This window comes from Paraburkholderia sp. RL18-101-BIB-B (assembly GCF_046026985.1).
Taxonomy (GTDB): domain Bacteria; phylum Pseudomonadota; class Gammaproteobacteria; order Burkholderiales; family Burkholderiaceae; genus Paraburkholderia.
In genome coordinates, this window is the sequence record NZ_JARESV010000070.1 from 16,015 (window position 1) to 32,489 (window position 16,475).

At 59.4% G+C, this 16,475-nt stretch carries 12 protein-coding genes and 1 pseudogene; 9 read left to right on the forward strand and 4 right to left on the reverse strand.

Annotation, left to right across the window (positions count from 1 at the left end; all coding sequences use genetic code 11):
* Positions 1-34: 34 nt before the first annotated feature.
* The 4 genes from P0D73_RS42565 to P0D73_RS42580 all read right to left on the reverse strand — a co-directional run bounded on the left by P0D73_RS42565 (position 35) and on the right by P0D73_RS42580 (position 3,594).
* Positions 35-1,486 (reverse strand): FecR family protein, encoded by a 1,452-nt coding sequence (locus tag P0D73_RS42565; protein WP_408435776.1) that lies wholly within the window; start codon positions 1,484-1,486, stop codon positions 35-37.
* Complete coding sequence (locus P0D73_RS42570; protein ID WP_408182674.1) at positions 1,483-2,220, reverse strand: response regulator transcription factor; 738 nt, start codon at positions 2,218-2,220, stop codon at positions 1,483-1,485. The genes P0D73_RS42565 and P0D73_RS42570 overlap by 4 nt, the downstream gene beginning before the upstream one ends.
* Before the next feature lie 475 nt (positions 2,221-2,695).
* Positions 2,696-3,007, reverse strand: a complete 312-nt coding sequence (locus tag P0D73_RS42575; protein WP_408182676.1) for a hypothetical protein — start codon at positions 3,005-3,007, stop codon at positions 2,696-2,698.
* Positions 3,008-3,252: 245 nt separating this feature from the next.
* Complete coding sequence (locus P0D73_RS42580) at positions 3,253-3,594, reverse strand: hypothetical protein (protein WP_132377041.1); 342 nt, start codon at positions 3,592-3,594, stop codon at positions 3,253-3,255.
* A 627-nt stretch (positions 3,595-4,221) separates the two neighbouring features.
* On the opposite strand from P0D73_RS42580, the gene hpnJ reads away from it, so the two are divergent.
* The 9 genes and pseudogenes from hpnJ to P0D73_RS42625 form a co-directional block, all read left to right on the forward strand.
* The gene (gene hpnJ, locus P0D73_RS42585; RefSeq protein ID WP_408318105.1) at positions 4,222-5,643 is read left to right on the forward strand and encodes a hopanoid biosynthesis associated radical SAM protein HpnJ; all 1,422 of its coding nucleotides are present in this window, start codon (positions 4,222-4,224) and stop codon (positions 5,641-5,643) included.
* Between the two features lie 1,469 nt (positions 5,644-7,112).
* Positions 7,113-8,285 (forward strand): annotated as a pseudogene (gene hpnI / locus P0D73_RS42590) (bacteriohopanetetrol glucosamine biosynthesis glycosyltransferase HpnI); the annotation flags it as partial.
* A gap of 306 nt (positions 8,286-8,591) precedes the next feature.
* Entirely contained in the window at positions 8,592-9,095 is a 504-nt protein-coding gene (locus P0D73_RS42595; RefSeq protein WP_408318107.1) for a hypothetical protein, read from the forward strand.
* A 300-nt stretch (positions 9,096-9,395) separates the two neighbouring features.
* A complete protein-coding gene (locus P0D73_RS42600; protein ID WP_408318109.1) occupies positions 9,396-9,620 on the forward strand; it encodes a hypothetical protein in 225 nt (74 codons plus the stop codon).
* Between the two features lie 731 nt (positions 9,621-10,351).
* The gene (locus P0D73_RS42605) at positions 10,352-10,849 is read left to right on the forward strand and encodes a MaoC family dehydratase (protein WP_408435779.1); all 498 of its coding nucleotides are present in this window, start codon (positions 10,352-10,354) and stop codon (positions 10,847-10,849) included.
* A gap of 2 nt (positions 10,850-10,851) precedes the next feature.
* Positions 10,852-12,582 carry a PHA/PHB synthase family protein gene (locus tag P0D73_RS42610; RefSeq protein WP_408435783.1) on the forward strand — a complete coding sequence of 577 codons (1,731 nt, stop codon included), beginning with the start codon at positions 10,852-10,854 and terminating at the stop codon, positions 12,580-12,582.
* A gap of 544 nt (positions 12,583-13,126) precedes the next feature.
* Entirely contained in the window at positions 13,127-14,128 is a 1,002-nt protein-coding gene (locus P0D73_RS42615) for an AraC family transcriptional regulator (RefSeq protein WP_132377036.1), read from the forward strand.
* A gap of 248 nt (positions 14,129-14,376) precedes the next feature.
* A complete protein-coding gene (locus tag P0D73_RS42620; protein WP_408182684.1) occupies positions 14,377-16,179 on the forward strand; it encodes an acyl-CoA dehydrogenase in 1,803 nt (600 codons plus the stop codon).
* 17 nt (positions 16,180-16,196) lie between these two features.
* Positions 16,197-16,475 (forward strand): NAD(P)/FAD-dependent oxidoreductase (locus tag P0D73_RS42625; RefSeq protein WP_408293458.1); only part of this gene is annotated, 279 nt, incomplete at its 3' end.

Here is a 16,475-nt window from a genome sequence, read left to right on the forward strand (position 1 = left end):
TGATGCATGGCTCAGCCCCGTGAATCTACCAGCGTCAGCGCGCAAGCGTAAACGAGCGCACCGCGCTGCTCTTTTCGTAGAAGCGGCCGTTCTCGAACTGCTCCGCGACGATCGTCCAGTAATAGACGCCGGCCGGCAGATCGCTTACGACCACTTGGCCGCCCGACAGATCGGTGCGGTCCACAAGCGGATGGCGCAGATCGGCCGTGGTCGCCAGCACGAAACGAAAGCGTGTTTCGACCGTGGCGCGGCTGACGAACCAGCGAAATTCATAGTCGCGGCTGCCGGCCCGCTGCGCCGCCGACGCGGCTAGCCCGAGCTGGCGGCGTTCGAACGCGTACACCTGCGGCAGGCCTTCGAGCCCGTTGGAGTCGAGCGCGGCGATGCGTACGAAATAGGTACCGTCGGCCAGGTCGCCGAAATCCGCATGCGGCTCGCTCACGCGCTGATCGCGGATCAGGTCGAGCTGGTCGGCGTCGCGTGCGATTTGCACGCGATAGGCCACGGCATGGTCGGCCGGCACGAGATCGAACGCGACGGTCTTGCCGTCCTGCACTTTGGCCGGCTGCGTAAGCGCCGGCGCGGGCAGCAACTCGACCGGTCCGCCGATCGCTTCGCCCGAGCGCGTCACACTGCCGAAGCGCGCCTTCACGAGCTGCGCGGAGCTCTGCAGCGGCACGCCGGGCAGCGGCGCCGAAGCACGGCCGCCGAGCGTCGCCGGGTCGACGCCAACTGCGCCGTCCAGCACTTCGACCGCGGTGGTTCGCGCGTCGCCGTCGTAAGCGACCTTGAAGCGCGTGCCGCGCACACCCGCCACGACCGACGGCGAGCGGATCTGAAAGCGGTCGTCCTTTTTCGTCGCGTGCGTTACCTGGCTTTCGACTTCGCCGCTGCGCAGTTCAAGCATGCGATCGCCGGCGCCGGTCAGTGTGGTGCGCCGCAGCGTGCCGATATCCAGCAGGCCGTTCTGCCCCACGGTGACGTGCGAGCCGTCCGGCAACTCCAGCGTCACAAAGCCGTTGTCCCCGGTGCGGACGCGGTCGCCTTCGCCGAGGGTCGTGCCTTCCGCGAGCGGCACGTAGGGGTTCTTGCCGAACGCGTGCTCGGCCGGTCCGCTGGTCGCGATCACGCGGGCCGACTCCTGTTCCTGTTTGAGCTTGCCGGCGGGCAGAAGCAAAGCGATGCCCGCCGGCATGCGGCGTGGCGCGGGCACATGATTCAGGCGGCTCAGCACGGCCCAATCATTCGGATCGCGCATATAGCGGCCGGCGATGTCGTAGAGCGTGTCGCCTTCGTGGGTCAGATACGAGACGTATTCCGGCGCAGCGGCTTTTGCACGCTTCGGTGCGCGCGGCGATTGCGCGGACGCCGACACCGGCGCGAAACAGGTCATCGCGAGCAGGCCAACGGCCGCCAGCCATGCACCGCTGCGGCGGCCCGGCGAAACCGCGCTGCCGCGCGCTGCTCCATCGACGGAAAACGTCACGCCTCCCCCGCTTCGGGGCGTTCGTCGGCTGCTGCCGGCGGCGTGGCGGAATCGACCCGCTCGAGCCGGTAGCCATAACCGTAAATCGGCGTCAGACGATAACCGTGCTCGGGGCGCAGACCGAGCTTGCTGCGCAGCATCGACACGTGGGTGTCCATGGTGCGCGACGGAATGTCGGTTGCCTGCTTCCAGATCACATCGAGAATGTGCGCGCGCGACAGCGGCCGGCTCAGATGCTGGAACAGCAGGAGCGCAAGCTCGAATTCCTTCTGCGTGACGGCCACTGCCGTGCCGCGCACCACCACATGCTTGGCGCCCAGATCGAATTCGAATTCGCCGAAGACTTCCTTCGCCGCGGGCGGCTTGAGGTGGTAAGCGCGGCGCAGGAGTGAGCCGACGCGCGCCAGCAAGACCGCGGCGGACACCGGTTTGACGACATAGTCGTCCGCGCCCGTGTTGAGAATCGACGTGATGTCGGTTTCGCGGCCGCGGCTCGTCATGAACAGCACCGGCAGGCGCTCGGAGAGGCTTTCGCGCACCCAGCGCAGCACCTCTTCGCCCGACATGTCGGGCACGTTCCAGTCGAGCACCAGCAGATCGAACGTCTGGCGCCGCAACTGCCGCACCAGTTCGCGGCCCGCACCGTATGCGTGACAGATATGGCCCGCCGCCGACAGCGTTTGGCAAACCAGGTCGGCCTGAGCCGAATCGTCATCCAGGACAGCAATTCTCATAACACCCCGCAACGCGACATCCTTCGTAACTGGTGGCCGGCTAGCCGGCAGATGACCGGGATGACGGCGTAAAGCACCGACGATCCGGCTTCCAATTTCATCTTCGGCTGCACATTTTTCGACTAGTGGTCCTTTGCCTTACGCCCTGTCCGGTCCGGTCCTGCCGCCGCAGTCTCGATATTGGGACGCGTGATTGGCTTTATCGCGCCGGGTATCGAAGGGGGCAGTTCATCATAATCGAAAAACGGCCGCTGTTTTCCGGATGCGATTAAGCCGCTATCCGGTCCGGCTATGCGATGCTATTTATTGGTATCGACCGCAAGGATCGTAGTTCGGGTCGGCTGGTCTCGCTCGCACGGTAATTGGCCCCGTTTGCCGTTGTCTTTTCAGGCCTCGTCCCGCATTGAGGTTACGGCGATTTGACAATTTGCGAGTCAGTATAGAAACAGTCTCAAAATAAATCGTTTAAAGATTGTTAAACCGAATTGAGGCTGCCACCGCAGATATACATCGAAATACGCAGATCGCCGCAGCGGTCGTCGAGCGGAACGCAAAATGAAATATCCGTGACACTGGCGAAGATCCCGCCCTCGACCGACGTCGTGCCAGAGCGCACGCGGCCGCATCGGACACCAAACATGGTGTTGGTGCATATACCGTCCGGCGCCTCGTCACCGACTATCTGGCCGGACACGTACAACACCAGTCCCGCAGTGCAGGCAAATACCCGATACGCGCTCGACATCCCCATCGAGCCGACTCTGGACCAGCTTCCTGAAACCGTCACTCGCGGGATGGCCTTCGGTCTGTTGGAAAGGTTAAGAGATCGCCCCACCTATGCGAACCGCATCAAGATGAAACTTGGCGAACCTAGCTGTCGCTGATCTATCCAGCGACTTCGATGATTCTGCTTCCATACTTCTGGTCTGCTGCATACGCGTTGCTGCTCGCGGTGCGCGGCGAGACGTACGAACGGCAAGCCCCCAAAAGGAAGAAACGCCTTGACGCGTGGACGTTTGTCGAAGCGTGCGTTTACGGGTCCACCTCCAGCGTTACGCCGGCACAGCGAATCACGTGCAGGTAAGCGACCGTATCCCCGACTGCGGCGGTGGCCTGCTCCGCAAGGCTCCGCATGCGCGAAGACTTTTCAGCGCACGCCATCATCGTCTCGAGAGCGTCCGAATCTGCAAAACCGTGAGCTGCCGCAGCACCGAGTATGGCATCGAGAACGCGTCGGGCCGCAACTCGGGCAGCGATCGGCGCCAGCGGAGCCCGATACGTAAGAAAGCCTGCCATCAGTAAAAATTCGACCGGGCTGATGCGCTCGCCGTTGCCAACAGGAACACCGTCTGTATTGACTCGCTCTTGCGTCATGGTTCGTCTCCCGCTCTGGAGCAGCAAGCGCTGTGATCGCGCAGATCCGTGCCGCTATTGCCGCTGGCCGGTCCGTAGGGGATTCGACGACGGCCCGGTGCTGCACGCAGCACCGGACACCGCTTGATGTCCGAGGTGATGTCTCGGGCGGCGCAGAAATAGTCTAGTACAGGATGAATCGCTAATGACGGTAAACACGGCGTAAGATCGCCGCGGGCGTGGCCTTGTAAGTGTGCGTTTCGCTAGCTGAGCATCGACACCGGGTTTATGCGACCTTCCACCTTCAACGTAATCGCACTGTAACTATCGACAGGTTAAAAGATCGATTTTTCGTCATGCCGAGGCGCCAAGTCGTAGTATTCTTGATTCGCCTCGTGCTCCCCAGCGATAGCCGCTGCCTCACCACTTCACGTCAACTGTTGTGCGGCTCTGAAAATGTGATGATGCGGCGAATCCCTGCACGCCCGCTTCCGTGGGCGCACAGGAGATGACGACTTCCAAAGCAACTACCTAATCATTGTTATCTTTTTGAAGGCTTCGAAACACTTCGCGAACATCGCCGATGCCTGGCGAGTCCAAGTGGGTGACTAATCCCGGCCACGCGGACTATTCTCTTCGAGGGTATTCATGAAAACGCTGTTTCTGCAGGCACCTTCATTTGAAGGCTTCGATGGCGGAGCGGGCTCACGCTTCCAAACGAAGCGCGAGATTCGATCATTCTGGTATCCAACGTGGCTCGTCCAGCCCGCTGCGCTGATTGAAGATAGCCGCGTCGTGGATGCTCCCGCAGATGACCTGTCGCTGGATACGACACTCGACATTGCTCAGAAATACGAACTGGTAATCATTCACACAAGCTCTCCATCGTTCCAGAGTGATGTTCAATTTGCAGAGCACCTGAAGCGGCGCAAGCCCCGGATCCTGATCGGGATGATCGGTGCAAAAGTCGCTGTCGATCCTCACGGCTCGCTGACTGCGAGCGACGCACTCGACTTCGTGTGCCGCGAAGAATTCGACTTCACTTGTCGCGAGATCGCACAGGGCCTCCCGTTCAAATCGATTCTCGGACTGAGCTATCGTCTGCCGGATGGCGGGATCATGCACAACGACGCCCGACCGATTCTCGAAGACATGGACCAGTTACCGTTCGTCTCACCGATCTATAAGCGCGACCTAACGCCGGAGAATTACTTCAGCGGCTATCTCAAGCATCCGTATCTGTCGCTCTACACGGGGCGAGGCTGCAAATCCAGATGCACCTTTTGCCTCTGGCCGCATACGGTTGGGGGTCATCGCTACCGCACGCGCTCGGTCGAGAACGTCCTCGAAGAAGTGAAATGGATCAGGGACAACATGCCCGAAATCAAGGAGATCATGTTCGATGACGATACCTTTACGGATCTCCGACCGAGAGCCGAAGAGATCGCTCGTGGTCTCGGCAAGTTAGGCGTGACGTGGTCGTGCAACGCCAAGGCGAACGTGCCCTATTCAACCCTCAAAGTGATGAAAGAGAATGGGCTGCGGCTCTTGCTCGTCGGGTACGAATCCGGCGACGATCAGATTCTCGTGAACGTCAAAAAGGGCCTGCGGACCGATATGGCCCGCCAGTTCAGCGACGATTGCCGCAAGCTCGGCATCAAGATCCACGGCACGTTCATTCTTGGGCTTCCCGGCGAGACGCACGAAACGATCGAGAAGACGATCAAATACGCGAAAGAGATCAATCCCCACACGATTCAGGTGTCACTCGCCGCGCCCTATCCGGGAACCGTCCTTCATAAGCAAGCGGTGGAGAACGGATGGTTGAATGAAGGGAAGGTCATCGCCCTCGTCAATTCGGCAGGCACCCAGGCTTCCACGATTGGCTATCCGCATTTGTCGCGCGAAGAGATCTACGTTGGCGTTGAGGAGTTCTATAAACGCTTTTATTTCAGACCAACAAAGATCTGGGAAATCGTCCGCGAGATGCTGGTGAGTTGGGAGATGATGAAACGGCGCCTGCAGGAAGGCGTAGAGTTCTTCAGATATCTTCGTGCACGCAAGGCATGAGGCGCCGGTCTACCTTTCTCGGAATGATGGGCCGCCCGGCATCAGGAAGAACATCGAACGGGTCGGCTCAACTGCCCGGACCGACTCACGCTTAAAGTGACAAGAAGCGTGTCGCGGTCGCGGTCGGGAATCCAGGTCGGCTTTCTACGGCCAGACCCGCACTCGGCTCGGAAGCCTCTGCGGCACAACGATCGTCCGGTCGAACTGGCTACCGAATTGCACGCTCAGTGCTTTTTTGTCTCGGGGCGTCTCGTCGAACGCACAATTTGACATACGTCATTTGAACGGCAAGGGGCGGAGGTAGGTTACCGGTACCGCGTAATTGCTGGCACCTGCCATGTCGCAGGAGAGTGTAGATGACCAAGTGCGTTGCGCGGATGCCGGCCCGCGCATCGGCACGGGTCACTAACACTGGCGAGGCAAATACCATGGAATTTTTGTTATTAGCGGCAATCTTCCTTACATCGGCTGGATTCCTTGTTAGCGCTGCCGTAGCGCCGACCCCGCCTGCGGCGATGGCGCCAGCCTCTGCTTCCGGCTCCGGGGAAGACAGGACCACGGCCCCGCAGCCACGTCCAGAGTCGCCCGGGATGAATGTTCCACTCCCTCAGCAGAATCCTGAGCCACACTCTCACCAATAAGGCGTCGAACAAACGCATAGGTGTGGCCGCGTGTGACCGGAGTGTCCCGTCCCCGCGCGAAGATACGCGAGTTGCTGGACGTAGTGCGAGCGAGTATCAGCAGCAATGCCGACAACGTAGCCACGGTCGCAGTGCCACCAACCTTCACAACAGTATGCCCTTGGTGAGTTACCCAACTAGCGTCGTGGAATACGACCTCGACGATAAGCGAAATCAGTTTCATGAGAGCGTGAGGCTCATGCCAGGTTTCCTGCTAGCCAGCGCACAAAAACGACTAACAACAAATTTCGGTAAAGCGCGACAAAACTTCTATGCTTCTAAAGACTAACGGATAGGAAGTGCTGCCGCCGCAGGATAGGCAATGAGGAAGGAAGCGGCTAGTCAGAGCCATTCGTGTTGCAGTAAATGCCCGCAGTGTGTGGCTTGTCACTATAGACATTGAAGTAGTTAATTTTGGTATCTGACGTTCGATTTGGAATTCCAGGCAAACGAAATTGGGCGATCACGCGAAGGTGAATCAGATCGCAAATCGCTTACTCCTTGCTGACGAAGACGCGCTTTCGCTTGTGCCAAGGATATCCCCAACCACATCGATTTTCAGAGGCCTCCCGCGTGCATGGTGCCTGATATCCAAATGCTCGAGATGACAGGCTCGAAATGCAGCGCGGGTTGGAACCCCCGGGGAACTCCGATATTCTTCGTAACAGGGCGTGGCGTCCAGGCGTTCACGGTGTGTTGTGTACTGACTGAAATCATCTGCAATACAGTTCACTCGCCTCGCCGCGAGCGCCAGATGATGGCGCTAGTGTTAACTGACCAGATTAACAAATGAGTCTGATCGCCTTCGAAGGCCTACTACTTGTGGCACATTCGTTTCTCATCGGATTTGCGCTTCTATGTGGCATCGGCGCCGCGCTGGGGATCGTGTACACGCTACTGGCCGGCGCTTTGATCGGGCGTTTCTTTGCCCGTACGACGACGCAGCCCACCAGCTTTCCGCCTGTCACGATCCTCAAACCACTGCACGGCGACGAGTGGACCTTGCTCAGCAACCTATCGACCTTCTGCCAGCAGGACTATCCAGGCCCGGTGCAATTCCTGTTCGGGGTACACGACGCGGGAGATCCGGCGTTGCACGTGGTCGAACAACTGCGTCTGCTGCACCCAAAAGCACACATCACGGTAGTTGCTGATGCGCGCCTTTATGGTCCCAACCGCAAGATGAGCAACATTCTCAACATGCTGCCCGAGGCGCAGCATGATGTGCTGGTGTTCGCGGACAGCGACGTGAGCGTGGACGCGGGCTATCTGCGCAATGTGATCGGCGAACTGCAGAAGCCCGGTGTAGGGCTTGTCACCTGCGTCTATCGCGGACAGCCCGATCCTGGTTTTTGGCCGCGCCTGTCGGCCAAGGCGACCAATTACCAGTTCCTGCCCAGCGTCGTAACAGGGCTTGCGCTCGGCATGGCACGTCCGTGTTTTGGGCAGACCATTGCGATGCGGCGCGAAACGCTCGAGAAGATCGGCGGCTTTACCCAGTTCGTGCATCACCTGGCGGAGGACCATGCGATTGGCGAGGCGGTGCGCATGATCGGCGAGAAGGTCGTGATTCCGCCGTTCACAGTGTCGCACGCCTGCGTCGAGGCCAGCGCCGCAGAGTTGATTGCGCACGAATTGCGCTGGAGTCGGACCATCCGGACGATCGATCCGATCGGCCATCTAGGCTCGGCGTTGATACATCCATTCGCCTTCGCTCTGCTGGCTGTGTTCGTTTCCGGCGGCGCAGCATGGGCTTGGCCGCTTGCTGCGCTAGCGCTCCTCGCGCGACTCGCGCTGAAAATCCAGGTGGATCGGGCGTTGCGGCAAGCACGTCGCGATCTGTGGCTATTGCCGTTCTGGGACATCGTGTCGTTTTCGATCTTCGTGGCGAGTTTCCTGTCGACGCGCGTCATCTGGCGCGGTTTCACCTTCAAGGTGGACGGCAACGGACTGCTGTCGCCAGTCAGGACGAGTGACGGTCATGTACATTTGGGTGGAAGGTTGCACGGGTTCGAAGCAGTGGGGCCCAATACAGAGCTGTGTGCTGGTGCAGTCGATAGTTGTATGTTGGGTGACGAAGATTGCACGAAAAAACCTCTCGTGCCGTTGACAACTTGCTAGTCAAGACGGTTATTGCCGCTTCGTCGTTTCAGGCGTAACGAATACGTCCGACAGCAGCGCACGCCTGGACCTCGTTCATCAAGCCGCAGTGCAATGCTCCATAAGAACGAGACTGCCAGGCGCGATTACCGATAGTGGAGCACTTCCATGCTTAACCGACTTGCACTCCAGATCGTTGGTATTGCGGCGTTGATGCTCGCGGGTTGTACTGAGCCGCATCGGCAGGTGGAAGCTGGTGCAGACCAGTCTGTACTTATTGCCCGCTTGGGTCCGCCCAAGGAAACGTACGATCTACCAAACGGTGGCAAGCGGCTGATGTGGCCGACCCAGCCCATGGGAACGACGACAACGGCAGCCGACATCGACGCTTCCGGCAAAGTACTTGGTGTTCGGCAAGTACTTCAAGACAAAGAGTTCTATCGCGCGGAGGTGGGAAAGTGGACCCGGGACGACGTGCTGGTCAACTTTGGCCGCCCTTTCGAAACCTCCTACTTCAAGCGGGTGAACAGAGAAGTGTGGTCCTACCGGTACATGGAGAACAACATTGAGCATCTGATATACAACTTTTACTTCGACGATCAAGGAGTCCTGCGACAGACGCAGAGATCACCTGATCCGCAATTCGATCCCAGCCAGCGCAATCGGTTCTAACGACAGCAAGCAGGCAATCAATTGTTCGCGAGGCCGCGAAGGCAAACCCATTATCTTTGTCGGGTTGATCCGTTACGGGTTGCATGTAGCGCTCACTCAGCGCAGGGTCTACAGTCTGTGCATATGTCATGGCGCAGTTCACGCGGTGGACCCTCGCTCCATTGCCCACTGGCGGCCAGTGATGGCCGTACCGCAGGGATAATGGCGTAATTGGGTGGTCACCGGCTACCAGCATCTGTGAACGCACGCGTTATCGGCTCTGCCTGTATATCGACACTCGGTCGACTTCTGGAGATCAATATGAACGGACGCCGCGGACCCGTTTTTGCATCCGTTTTCTGCGTGGTACTTTCATTCCTGTCGGCGCCTGTGGCATTCGCCCAAACCGGCGCTGCAGCGACTAAGCAGATGCAGGACACCCAGCGCAAGGCCCAACAAAAGGCTCGCGAGGCCAAAAAAACCGCTCCCCAGGACGCGGACACCCAGACTGAAAAGAAGGCCAAACCGGCGTCCGAAGCTGAGTAAGTATTGCATACGCCCGCGCGATGCTCCGCCCGAGCGGGCGTCGCATCGAAGAAACGGTTCGGGAAAGCTTTAGCGCTATACGCTGTTCGTCTGCGGGTATGGACTAGGTCAATGGATGGGAAAAAACCGCAGCGCTCGATCGTACTCCGATGCAAATGTGTCGCCCGTTCGGCAGGTTACGCTGTTTGTGTGCGGCCAATTAAGGACTCCGGTCAGAGTTGTGACTTGAGGCCGGTGGGTGAGTGCAGTTCGCATGGCATGTTCCAAGGAAACAGCGCACTGTGGTCATCGACGGCCTGTACAAGTGGGATAAGTCGGAACAGCCAGGTGAGTTACCGGTACGAATCGATGCTGTTGAGGCAACCGGACCCGCTGCCCCCTGCAGTGGGGCAAACACGCATCGGCAGACCACCTGCTTCGCAAGTCATGGCCGACTTTGTCAATAGATGGGCCGCTTTAGGTAGTCGATTCGTGTCCAATCGGGACTAAGATCGGCTCAACGGTTAGCGCGCCGGGCCATTAACTCTGCCCAACCCGTGTCCCCTCTTCGATCGCTTTTCTCGTGATTGCGCGGTTGAATCTTGAAGGTGACAAACATCCAGGTACCGCGCGCGGCGGCAGAATTTCACCCTGCCGCATTCTAGGGCCCGCGTGAAATTGACGCTGTGAGGCGACGACACTTCGGAAACGTACAGGGTCAGTCCATTCAATAACAACCAGTTGAGCAACAGATGAACGAAATCGGCGGTTACGACATTGAAGACCTGGAAACAGGCATGAGCGCCACCTTTGCGAAGACCATAACGGAGACGGATATCCTGTTCTTCGCGGCCGCATCGGGCGACAACAACGCCGTACACATTAACGAGGAATTCGCGCGGACCACGCCGTTCAAAGGGCGCATTGCGCATGGGATGCTGACCGCAAGTGTGATTTCCGCGACCCTCGCCGGCCACCTTCCGGGCCCCGGTACCGTGTACCTCGGACAGAACCTGCGTTTCAAGGCACCGGTCCGGCCCGGCGATACGGTGCATGCAACGGTCGCTGTGAAAGAACTGCAGCCGGAAAAGGGCCGTGTCGTGATGTCGACCGTCTGTACGGTTGGCGGAAAGGTGGTGATCGACGGCGAAGCAACCGTCCTGGCCACGTCCCGTGCGCGGCGCCTGGTTGAAAGCGCGGCCAGTGCCGAACCGACTGCAATCATGAGTCAATCAAGCGAAGCGGTGTGATCATGTCGTTAAACGTACCCACTGAATATGTACAGGGATTTCTCAAGTCCGGGCAGCGGTTCTGGCGCGCAATGACCGGTCTGGAGGCGAATGGCGCTCCGCAATACGACACGCACACCAGAGCGAAGCCCCCGGAAGCACTAGCCGTTTCCGCGGCGCTTCTCGAGGCTCACTCGGCGTACTGGCCGCAGCTGGCGTCGGTTTGGACCCGCACGCTAGCCAGCACGATGGGCGCGGAAACCGAGCCCGTGATTGCCCCGCCGCGCAGTGACCGCCGCTTTCTCGCCGAAGACTGGCGCAAGAATGCCTGGTACAGCCTGCTCAAGCAGAACTACCTGCTCAACGCGCGGTTGCTTGAAGACGTCGTCGATGCGGTTGTCCTAAGTGAAAAGGACAAACGGAAGCTCGAATTCTTCACTCGGCAGTTCATCGACTTGCTGAGCCCAGCCAATTTCGCCGCAACCAATCCCGAGGCGCTCAGGCTCGCGTTCGAATCCAGTGGTGACAGCTTGCGTGACGGCTTCACGAACCTGCTTGGTGATCTGCAGCGCGGCAACATCTCGATCACGGATGAGACCGCTTACGAGGTCGGGCACAACGTAGCAGCGTCCCAAGGCGCGGTCGTGTTCGAAAACGATCTATTCCAGTTGATCCAGTATGCCCCGCTCACCGACAGGGTAGCCAAACGCCCACTGGTGATCGTGCCGCCTTGCATCAACAGGTACTACATTCTCGATCTGCAGCCTGACAATTCCTTTGTGCGCTTTGGCTGCGAACAGGGGATGACCGTGTTCATGGTGTCGTGGCGCAACCCGGATGCCGCGATGGCGCAGACGACATGGGACGACTACGTCGAACAGGGTGCATTGACGGCAATCAACGTAGCGCTGGCGATCACACGTGCCGATCAGGTCAACGCGGTCGGCTGGTGCGTGGGAGGCACGATTCTGTCGTCTGCCGCGGCGATTTCCCGGGCACGGGGCGACGACAATATGGCTAGCATCACGTTGCTCACCACGATGCTGGATTTCGAAGAACCTGGCGAGCTGGGCGTCTTCATTGACGAAGCAGGCGTCGTTCAGCGCGAGAGTGCAATCGGTCGAGGCGGCATCTACTCAGGCAAGGAACTTGGGTTCACGTTCCAGACGTTGCGAGCAAACGATCTGATCTGGCCATATGTGATCGACAACTACCTGAAGGGCAAGTCGCCGCCGCCATTCGACCTGCTGTACTGGAACGCCGATAGCACGAATCTGCCGGGGCCCATGTACACCTGGTATTTGCGCAACATGTACCTGGAGAACAACCTGTGCAAACCAGGGCGGTTGACGGTATGCGGCATGCCAGTCGACCTGGGGCGCATCGACACCCCGACCTACGTACTGGCAACCGAGGAAGATCACATCGTGCCGTGGCGGTCGGCTTATCGATCCACACAACTGGTTGGCGGCCCGACTCAATTCGTTCTCGGCGCGAGCGGCCACATAGCCGGGGTCGTCAATCCTGCGTCGAAGAACAAGCGAAGTTTCAGGGCCAGTGGCGATTTGAGCAGCGATCCGGATGCGTGGCTGGCGTCAGCCGAAACACGGCCGGGTAGTTGGTGGACCCACTGGATCGAGTGGCTTAAGCCGTACGCTGGAGATTCGGTCAAGGCGCGCACGAAGCCGGGAAGCACCCATCATAAGCCGATCGAACCGGCGCCCGGGCGCTATGTGAAAGCTCGCACGGCATAGGGCTTGCTCCGGGCAGCGCGGCCCCGGCATGCCGATTCCCTGTCACCCCTCGCGTGTGCGCATTTTTTGCTCCACGGAATCGAACGCATTCCGTGGACCTTCGCGATGCCTCGAAGCCCTTCCCCAGGCACAGGGCGATATTGCTTTCGCTACTTGCGGCCTGACACGGGCGCCACCGTCCGATCGATTTTATTCAATCATTCATCTTCCTATTTATCATGCACCGCAAATCAACCGTATCTAATCTCGCGCCGGACGAAGTGAAGGCAACCTCAAGTGCGGCGGGTCTCCACCCCGTTGCAAAAACAGAACACGAAAGCAACGCACTGCAAGCGGAAACGCCGGCCACACGCATGCCAAAAGCAACTTGGGCCTGGGCTGAAAGCTCCAGACACTTCGACTGGATGGACTGGCATACCCCCTCGGCCCTCTCGACCATCACTGACTTTGACCTGTAGATATAGGTGGGGCTGTTACCTGGTCTGAACGGTGCCGTACAATAACTGACGTGGTGAACCGACATTAACGAGTCCCGTCAACGCCCATGCATTCACCCAGCGCCACCGTCCCGATCTCACTTGTCAACGGTTTCCTCGCCGCCGCGGGTGCACGGCCGGGTCTGGTCGGCAAATACCTGGACGAAGCCAGCATCTCGCCGGCGCTGCTGATCGAACCGGGCGCGCGAGTCACGGAGGAACAGTTTTCGACTTTATACCGTGCCCTCGCCATTGAATTCGACGATGAAATGCCGGGCATCTTCGCCCGTCCAATGCGCAGCGGCACCCTGAAGTTTCTTTGCCTGAGCCTGCTCGATGCGCCCAACCTGGAAATTGCCATGCATCGGTTCGGGCAGTTCTTTCACATTGTCCTCGATGACTTCAGGTTCGAATCGCGCAGAGACGGCCTGATAGCGTGCGTTGCCCTTCACCCTGATCCATCGTCGACCGTCAGCATGCTCGGGCAGCAGCTCATGTTAAAGCTCGCACACGGCGTGGCATCATGGCTGATCGGTCAGAAAATCCCCCTGCTGCAAGTCGAGTTCGCGTTTTCCTGTCCGCCGCACACGGTGGATCATCTGTACCTGTTCCCCGGACCTGTCCATTTCGACTGCCAGCAAACGCTGATGCGCTTCAGCGCCGCGTATTTCGACATGCCCATCCGCCAGCGCAAGACGAATTTGCGCAAATTTCTCGCACGGGCTCCGGAAGACTGGATTTTTGTTTCCTTCAGCGAGCAGCTCACGAGCCACCGCATCCGACAATACCTCGCAGCCAGTTTGCCGGATGTGCCGACCGTCGAAGACGCCGCACGGAGTTTTCACTGGTCGGTGCGCACCTTGTGCCGGCGCCTCGCCGCAGAGGAAACCGCATTCCAGACGCTGAAGGACGAGTTGCGGCGTGATATCGCGATCCAGCGACTCACCGGCACCAATGACCCGATTGCAGCGATCGCGGGCGATGTCGGCTTTGACGATCCGACCGCATTTCATCGGGCCTTTCGCCACTGGACTGGCAGCACGCCTGGCGAGTACCGCCGGCAACCCTGAGCGCGACCCTGCCCGTCTGCCGGAACCGTTGAACCGCAACCGGACTTGCTCGCCCCGCGCAATGGGGTAAACGCCCATCGGCGCTCTGCCCGTTTCGCAAGACGTGGCCAACTTTGTCAATAGATGGGCCGATTTAGGTAGTCGATTCGCGCCCAATCGGGACTACGATCGGCTCACTGTTACCGCGCCGGGCCACTTCGTCTGCCCTGCCCGCGTCCCCTCTTAGATTGCATTTCTGGAAATCCATCATGAGCTATACGGCGCCCGTCAAGGACATGCTGTTTGTCATCAATGAACTTGCCCATCTCGATCGCGTATCGACGCTCCCGGGCTTCGAAGACGCCACTGCCGACACTGCGCAGGCGGTGCTCGACGAAGCGGCGAAGTTTAGCGCGGACGTGATCGCGCCGTTGAATATCGAAGGCGACAAAAATCCGAGTACCTGGCGCGACGGCGAGGTCTACACCACGCCGGGCTTCAAGGAAGCGTTCCGCCAGTTTGCCGAAGGAGGCTGGCAAGGTGTCGTGCATCCCGTCGAATATGGTGGCCAAGGCTTGCCTAAACTGCTTGCGGCACCGTGCATCGAGATGCTGAATGCCGCCAACCTGTCGCTTGCGCTGTGCCCGCTGCTGACCGACGGCGCGATCGAGGCGCTCTTGACAGCCGGCACTGAGGCGCAGAAGCAAGCCTACGTGCCGAAGCTGATCTCTGGCGAATGGACCGGAACGATGAATCTGACCGAACCCCAAGCCGGCTCGGATCTGGCATTGGTACGCACGCGCGCCGAGCTTCAAGGCGACGGGACGTATCGAGTGTTTGGCACAAAGATCTTCATCACGTGGGGCGACCATGACATGGCGAAAAACATCGTCCATCTCGTGCTGGCTCGTACGCCCAATGCGCCTGAGGGCGTCAAGGGAATCTCGCTCTTTGCCGTACCCAAGTTTCTCGTCAACGAAGACGGCTCCTTGGGCGATCGCAATGACGTGCATTGCGTGTCGATCGAACACAAGCTCGGCATCAAGGCAAGCCCGACCGCGGTTTTACAGTTCGGCGATCATGGCGGCGCAATCGGGCAACTGATCGGCGAGGAGAATCGCGGCCTCGAGTACATGTTCATCATGATGAATGCGGCTCGCTTTGGCGTAGGCGTGCAAGGCATCGCCGTTGCTGAAGGCGCGTATCAGAAGGCCGTAGCCTACGCGAAGGATCGCGTGCAAAGCCGGCCGGTTGATGGCTCCGCCAAGCAGTCTGTGGCGATCATTCAGCACCCGGACGTGCGCCGCATGCTGTTGACGATGCGCGCGCTAACCGAGGGCGCCCGCGCGCTCGCCTATGTTGCAGCCACGCATAGCGACATCGCGCATCGACACGCGGACGAAGCCGTGCAGGCAGAGCATCAGGCCATCTATGAATATCTCGTGCCGGTCGTGAAGGGCTGGAGCACGGAAATCTCAATCGAAGTGGCGAGCCTGGGCGTGCAGGTCCACGGCGGCATGGGCTTCATTGAAGAGACTGGTGCTGCACAGTACTATCGCGACGCCCGCATCCTGACGATCTATGAAGGCACCACGGCAATTCAGGCGAACGATCTGATCGGACGCAAAACCTTGCGTGACGGCGGCGCGGTGGCGAAAGCAATCCTCGCCCAGATTGATCGGACGCTGGGCGAACTGCAAGACTGCGCGGCGTTCTCGTCCAACCCTGCATTCCGGTCGCTGCACAAGCGGCTCGCGACGGGCCGCCAAGCTCTCGCGAGCGTAGTGGAATTCATGCTAGCCAACGCCAAAAGCGATCCGAACGCAGTGTTTGCTGGCGGCGTGCCCTATCTGAAGCTGGCTGGCATCGTCCTCGCAGGCTGGCAATTTGCGCGCGCCCTGTTGGTGGCTGCTGAGAAGCACGCTGAGGATAAGCCGTTCTACGACTCGAAGATCGCAACGGCTCACTTCTTTGCCGATCACATCCTGTCGCAAGCCGTCGCGCTTGAGGCATCCATCGTCAGCGCGAAGAACAACGAAGGCATGTTGGCGCTGAGTGAAGACCAGTTCTAAAGAAAAGGCATCGCATCGTGATAGACGCAAGTCTCATTGAGCAGTACGGTCCGCGCGAGTCGATGGAATACGACGTCGTGATCGTCGGCGGCGGCCCGGCTGGCCTGTCGGCGGCGATCCGCCTGAAGCAGCTGGCGGCGGAAAAAGGCGTCGAGCTTGGCGTGTGCGTACTGGAAAAAGGCTCGGAGATCGGGGCTCATATCCTGTCGGGTGCGGTGATGGATCCGCGCGCTTTGAACGAGCTGGTCCATGACTGGAAGGAAAAAGGCGCGCCGCTGACGGTGGACGTGACCGAG